The organism is Polaromonas sp. UBA4122 (assembly GCA_002381615.1).
Taxonomy (GTDB): domain Bacteria; phylum Pseudomonadota; class Gammaproteobacteria; order Burkholderiales; family Burkholderiaceae_C; genus Polaromonas.
The window spans coordinates 1-5441 of record DFWY01000109.1; the positions used below are offsets into that span (position 1 = coordinate 1).

General features: G+C 59.2%; 8 protein-coding genes. 4 read left to right on the top strand and 4 right to left on the bottom strand.

The window, feature by feature from the left end; genetic code table 11:
- Window positions 1–106 precede the first annotated feature (106 nt).
- The 3 genes from B3F77_RS14670 to B3F77_RS14680 all read left to right on the top strand — a co-directional run bounded on the left by B3F77_RS14670 (window position 107) and on the right by B3F77_RS14680 (window position 1318).
- Window positions 107–367 carry a hypothetical protein gene (locus tag B3F77_RS14670; RefSeq protein WP_293605671.1) on the top strand — a complete coding sequence of 87 codons (261 nt, stop codon included), beginning with the start codon at window positions 107–109 and terminating at the stop codon, window positions 365–367.
- The gene (locus B3F77_RS14675; protein ID WP_293605672.1) at window positions 358–495 is read left to right on the top strand and encodes a hypothetical protein; all 138 of its coding nucleotides are present in this window, start codon (window positions 358–360) and stop codon (window positions 493–495) included. The genes B3F77_RS14670 and B3F77_RS14675 overlap by 10 nt, the downstream gene beginning before the upstream one ends.
- 238 nt (window positions 496–733) lie before the next feature.
- Complete coding sequence (locus B3F77_RS14680; protein ID WP_293605678.1) at window positions 734–1318, top strand: hemerythrin domain-containing protein; 585 nt, start codon at window positions 734–736, stop codon at window positions 1316–1318.
- Window positions 1319–1447: 129 nt separating this feature from the next.
- Here B3F77_RS14680 and B3F77_RS14685 read toward each other — a convergent pair whose 3' ends face one another.
- Both B3F77_RS14685 and B3F77_RS14690 read right to left on the bottom strand, forming a co-directional pair.
- A complete protein-coding gene (locus B3F77_RS14685; RefSeq protein WP_293605673.1) occupies window positions 1448–1828 on the bottom strand; it encodes a rhodanese-like domain-containing protein in 381 nt (126 codons plus the stop codon).
- Between the two features lie 152 nt (window positions 1829–1980).
- Window positions 1981–2223 carry a hypothetical protein gene (locus B3F77_RS14690; RefSeq protein ID WP_293605674.1) on the bottom strand — a complete coding sequence of 81 codons (243 nt, stop codon included), beginning with the start codon at window positions 2221–2223 and terminating at the stop codon, window positions 1981–1983.
- A 28-nt stretch (window positions 2224–2251) separates the two neighbouring features.
- Here B3F77_RS14690 and B3F77_RS14695 point away from each other — a divergent pair, with 28 nt between their 5' ends.
- Window positions 2252–3628, top strand: a complete 1377-nt coding sequence (locus B3F77_RS14695; protein ID WP_293605675.1) for a tryptophanase — start codon at window positions 2252–2254, stop codon at window positions 3626–3628.
- Window positions 3629–4640: 1012 nt separating this feature from the next.
- On the opposite strand, the gene B3F77_RS14700 is transcribed toward B3F77_RS14695, so the two are convergent.
- Entirely contained in the window at window positions 4641–4874 is a 234-nt protein-coding gene (locus tag B3F77_RS14700) for a hypothetical protein (protein WP_293605676.1), read from the bottom strand.
- Between the two features lie 18 nt (window positions 4875–4892).
- On the bottom strand, window positions 4893–5276 hold the full coding sequence (locus B3F77_RS14705) for a DUF6444 domain-containing protein (protein ID WP_293605677.1): 384 nt from the start codon (window positions 5274–5276) through the stop codon (window positions 4893–4895).
- Window positions 5277–5441: the final 165 nt, after the last annotated feature.

A 5441-nucleotide genomic window follows, 5' to 3' on the forward strand; every position in this document is an offset into this window, starting at 1 on the left:
CTGCGTGTACTGCGCTGCCCCCCAAAGGGGCCCGCCTTGCTTGGGGCGGCCCGGCGCGGCGGCGCATGACGGACCTCTACCCACCACACTCTTGAAAGCATCTCGGATGAACCCCCACCGGCTCCTCAAAGTTCTGGCCGTCGTGGCCATCGTCTTTGGCGCACTCACTGTTTTCAGCGATGGCCGCGCGCTGTTTGGCGGCGTTGAAGCGCGCACCAGCGTCGGCAACGCCGTAGGCTTTGTGCTGTGGTTCAACTTATCTGCTGGCTTTGCCTATGTGCTGACGGGTTACGGGCTCTGGCAAGGCCGACGCTGGGCCCCCCAGCAGCCAGCCTGCTGGCGCTGGCTACGGCCCTCGTGGCCGTAGCCTTTGGCCTTCATGTCATGGGCGGCCGGGCCTATGAGTTGCGCACCGTGGGGGCGCTTGCGCTCAGGCTCGTGTTCTGGGTGGCGGTGGCCATCGTGGCGCAGCGCGCGTTGAAGCCGACGCACTGAATCAACCCGGCGTGCAGTTGTGGCGCGAGGCCGGGAAAAGGCTCGAACGCGCTGACCGCCCAGTCCCAGACCTCCCTGCGTCAAGCCGGACGGCTTCATCGCTGCGCAGTCCCATTCGGCTTCGGTCGGCAGGCGGCGGGGGCTACCTGCTGAAGACTTGACTTTTGTCATAATCCGGGTGACCCGAGGCGGGCATGCCTGGGCGCATGTTGTCACGATAATTTTTTTGGAGACCGCTATCAAACACACCAGCCTGCAAATCATCCGTGACGAGCATTCGTCACTGGCCGCCATGTTGCGGTCCATGCTCATGATGGTGGAGCGTGGTCCCGCAGACAACCCGCAGCAGTTCTTCGACGTGCTGCGTGCCATGCTGTTCTACATCGATGAATTCCCCGAACGCCTGCACCACCCCAAGGAGTCAGACCTGCTGTTTCCCCGTGTGGTGCGAGCTGCGCCAATGGTTATGGATGCGGTGGCGCGGCTGGAGCATGACCACGTGAACGGTGAGAAGGCCGTGCGTGAACTGCAGCACCTGCTGCTGGCTTGGGAACTGCTGGGCGAGCCGCGCAAGCCTGCCTTCGTGGAACAGAGCAAGCGCTACGTGGACTTCTACCTGGAGCATATGCGGCTGGAGGAAACCGTGATCCTGCCCGAAGCCGAAAAGCTGCTGACCGATGCCGACTGGAAGGAACTGGACGCTGCGTTCGAGAAAAACTGCGACCCGCTGACGGGCAAGTACCCGTCTGATCCGGCCTATGACCGTCTCTTTACACGCATTGTGACGAAGGCGCCGGCCCCTATCGGGCTGGGCGACGCCTGAGAGCGTCCGTGGCAGGTCTGAAGCGCACGTCCTGGCCGCTTAAAAATCGGTCAGCAGAATCTGATCCCTGATACGGGCCGACCCCCTAATACGCGACGCTAATACGACGGCCGTGCGCCGGAGTGAGGCTTACTCGAACGACGGTGCCGCGGGCATGACCACCGGCTTGCCGTCGGCAGCCCAGGCGTCGTAGCCGCCAGCGATGGATTGCACGTTCAGGTAGCCCATTTCCTGCAGGGCGACGGCAGACAGGGCACCGCGGCCGCTGGTCTTGCAGTACAGCACGACCCTGAGGTCGCGCGGCTGCAAGGCCGGGGTGCCGCTGAGCTTGAACTCCAGCATGCCGCGCGAGATGTGTACCGCGCCGGGCAGGTGGCCAGCGGCGTATTCGTCGGCTTCGCGCACGTCCAGCAGCACATCGGCATCGCGGATGGCTTGCTCGGCATGGTGAATGGCGACTTCCTGCACGCGGGTTTTGGCGGCGGCAACAAGGTCGTGGGCAGTTTTCATGGGTAGGCTCCAAAAGTTAAATTCACTATTCAATCAATAGCTGTTCACGCAGGCGCATCAAGCGCTAACGGCCATTTTCATGCCAAACGCCGCCTACCAGCCTGTCGAGCTTGGGAGGCGTCGGCTGCGAATCAGCCGCAGGGGTCCTATTTTTACCTTCTTTTTGTCCCATAGTGGGCTATGGGCCTGAAAATCCGGCAAAAACGGCCCTTGCCGGGGTCGATTTTCGCTCTTGCCATCCCAAGCCCGACAGACTGCTGGCCGCTCAGGTCGGCCAGCCAGACGCCGTTGCGGCCTTCGCCATCGCCGGACGCCCTGGCCTGCCACTCCCATTTTTTCGATGTGTTGGCAATACCCGACACCACGGTGATTTCAGCGGTGATAAGTTTGTGCACCCAGCTCACAACTTTCCCCTATACGACCATGCCAAAAACCCTGATTGAACCCTTTCGCATCAAGAGCGTTGAGCCCATCCGGATGACCACCCGGCCTGAGCGCGAGCAATTGCTGGAGGCCGCCAAACTCAATGTCTTCAAACTGCGCGCCGACGATGTATTGATTGACTGGTTGACCGATTCCGGCACCGGCGCCATGTCGTCCCGGCAGTGGGGCGCTATCATGGAAGGCGACGAGAGCTACGCCGGAGCGCGCAGTTTCTACCGGCTGGAGGCGGTGATTCAGAGCATCACCGGCATGACGCATTTCGTCTCAACCCATCAGGGGCGCGCCGCCGAAAAGGTGCTGTTCACCGCCGTCTGCAAAAAGGGCGATCTGGTGCCCAACAACAGCCACTTTGACACCACCCGCGCCAACCTGGAATACCTCGGGGTCGAGGCGCTCGATCTGGTCATCCCGGAAGGCCTGCAGCCCGCGTTGATCTATCCATTCAAGGGCAACATCGATTTGGAGCGGGTGGAGGCGCTGCTCAAGACGCAGGCTGAGCGCATCCCGTTTGGCATGATTACCGTGACCAACAACACCGGGGGTGGCCAGCCGGTGTCCATGGCCAACATCCGGGCTTACGCAGCACTGCTCAAGCAGCATGGCAAACCCTTCATCATGGACGTTTGCCGTTTCTCGGAAAACGCCATGTTCATCAAGATGCGTGAACCGGGCTACGAGAACACGCCGATTCGCGACATCGTGAATGAGATGTTCTCGTATGCCGACGGAGCCACCATGAGCGCCAAGAAAGACGGCATGGTGAACATTGGCGGTTTCATCGTCTTGCGCAGTGACGAGTGGATGGACGCGGTGCGTAATGTGCTGATCATGACCGAGGGCTTTCCGACCTACGGCGGGCTGGCCGGTCGCGACCTGGAGGCGCTGGCAGTGGGGCTGGAGGAGGGCATGCAAGAAGACTACCTGCGCTACCGGCTGCGCACCGCCGAATACCTGGGCGAGCGGCTCGAAGCGGCTGGTGTGGGATTCGTCAAGCCTACCGGCGGCCACGCGGTTTACATCGATGCCAAAACGGTGCTGCCCAACATGCCGGTGGCGCATTACCCGGCCTGGGCGCTGTGCAATGCGCTCTACCTGGAAGGCGGCATCCGTGGGGTGGAGATCGGCTCAGTCATGTTCGGCAAGCGCCTGACGGACGGCAGCGAGACCTATCACAGCATGGAACTGGTGCGGCTGGCCTTCCCGCGTCGCATGTACACCCAGTCGCACTTCGACTATGCCGCCGAGGTGATTGACGAGGTCAAGCAAAAGGCCGCCAGCATCCGGGGCGTACGCATTACCAAACAGCCGCAATACCTGCGCCACTTCACCTGCGAATGCGATTGGGTGGACGCCTGATTTTTTTGTCGGCTTTCAAAGGAACGGAATTGTTGCTTTTTTGGGTGCCACAAACCAGTCAGTCGCCACCGGCTCCATCGTGATTGAAGCTGATGGTCAATGGTGCTTCCATCGGCGACCGCATTGCAGCGTATCCAGTCGGTCACCACCGGCAGCTTTGTGGAAGTTCAATTTCAAAGTTTTGCCGACCCATCAGCAGTCATTCATTGCTGCCAGCTTAGTGCCCTTATGTAGAGCTCTACATAAGGGCACTTATGCAGAGTACCCAGTTATGAATAGTTCACTCGCCAGTGCGTTCTCAAGCCGCATGGGCCTTGGGTCCGCCACCGGTGATCCGGCAGCAAACTCTGCATAAGTTTGCTCTCCCCAATGTCGCAGAAATCTCGGAACTGAAGACCTCATGAGCAGCGGGGTATCTGATGTCCGTTACTCTGCCCAATAAGACAGAGAAACTAATTTGACCTTGCAATCGGCGGGGTGGCGCCGACGGTGCTCAAATCGTGTTCTTGGGAAATGAAACGGCCGCCGAGATTATGTAGAGCCAAGTGGGCCGCCACCGCCATCAGTTATGACTGACAACTACTTCGCTGGACTGGCAGCTATTCATAAATGGGAACTATGCATAAGTGCCCATAGCGGCCAGTCAGCAGCCCAATGTTGATCACACAAAGATGCCGTTCAGGGCCGCCAAGTTTTCATATTCGACGGCAAATTTGGGGTCAGCTGATTTGAACCTTGCTCGTTTCTTGACGTCACGGAGCGGTCCTTGGCAGAAACCTGAGCCGCCGCCAATTAGAGCCCGAGAGAGCGAATAGCGACAGGGGAAGCCCGACTGCTGCCGAAGAAATTCCGTCGGCATCAAACACTAACTGCTACTTGTCCCAGCCGACCCCGTCGAACTCAAAGTCTGAGAAGTCATCTTTGCTCAACGCAGCAGTCAGAAAACCAACTATTTCAGGCGGCTGGCGAAACTTCAGAGTCTCAGGATCGACAAGGTCATACACCGAGCTTTCTATGACCGTCTTGCTGCACTTGCTACGGCTGCCTTGATGACCGTGGCCTGACTGCTGACGCTCAGGCCAAAGAGGTCTTTCATGAGCGCCGCCGTGCGCTGTACTGACACGGCATGGTTTTGATTGAGGTGCACCATGGCCGACTGTGCGCGTGGGTCGTATTGCACAGTCGCGCGCACACCGGCGGGGAACTCTGCTGTATGCACATGCCCGCACCTACAGATGGCTTGCATGGCGTGATGCTCGGTAACCTAAAATTTCAGTACGGGCAGATCAAAGACCTGACGTGTTTCGCTCACATAGGCAAAGGGCAATTCCCGGTGGCATGCTTGGCACTGGTCTGGTACGTTGTGGACAACAATCTTGTCGGGCTGAGTGGCTTGGCTCAAGGTTCGTCCAGGGTGACCTTTTTGTCCGCCTGTTGGGTTCTCACCGGCAACCCGCAATGACTTCGGTGCGGGTTTGTTCAAGCCGTCGCTTGATGGTGGCTTGCTGGAGTTGCGACTATTCATGTTGCGTCGCGACTGCAATTGCTTGACCGCTTCTTGCAATGCCTTGATCTGCTCCTGCAACATCAAAATCAGCGCATCCTTTTCGGCATGGCTTAAATGACTCAGACTTGATGGGGTTTGCATTGCCGAGAATTGTCGCTTATCGCTTCAGGGGGCTGAGTAGTTGCAAGAAAGCAAGGTAACGGTCGCTCGTTTGCCGCCGGTGGCCGCGTGGTGTCCGTTGCCGACCGTGACGGGGGACCGAGCGGGCATTCTCGACCAAGGGTAGAAGTAGGTGCCGCTGCCTTG

Bases quoted from the DNA above. Each gene is read 5' to 3' on its own strand.
- B3F77_RS14695 (WP_293605675.1), top strand. From the start codon at position 2,252: ATGCCAAAAACCCTGATTGAACCCTTTCGCATCAAGAGCGTTGAGCCC.
- B3F77_RS14670 (WP_293605671.1), top strand. From the start codon at position 107: ATGAACCCCCACCGGCTCCTCAAAGTTCTGGCCGTCGTGGCCATCGTC.
- B3F77_RS14685 (WP_293605673.1), bottom strand. From the start codon at position 1,828: ATGAAAACTGCCCACGACCTTGTTGCCGCCGCCAAAACCCGCGTGCAG.
- B3F77_RS14705 (WP_293605677.1), bottom strand. From the start codon at position 5,276: ATGCAAACCCCATCAAGTCTGAGTCATTTAAGCCATGCCGAAAAGGAT.
- B3F77_RS14700 (WP_293605676.1), bottom strand. From the start codon at position 4,874: ATGCAAGCCATCTGTAGGTGCGGGCATGTGCATACAGCAGAGTTCCCC.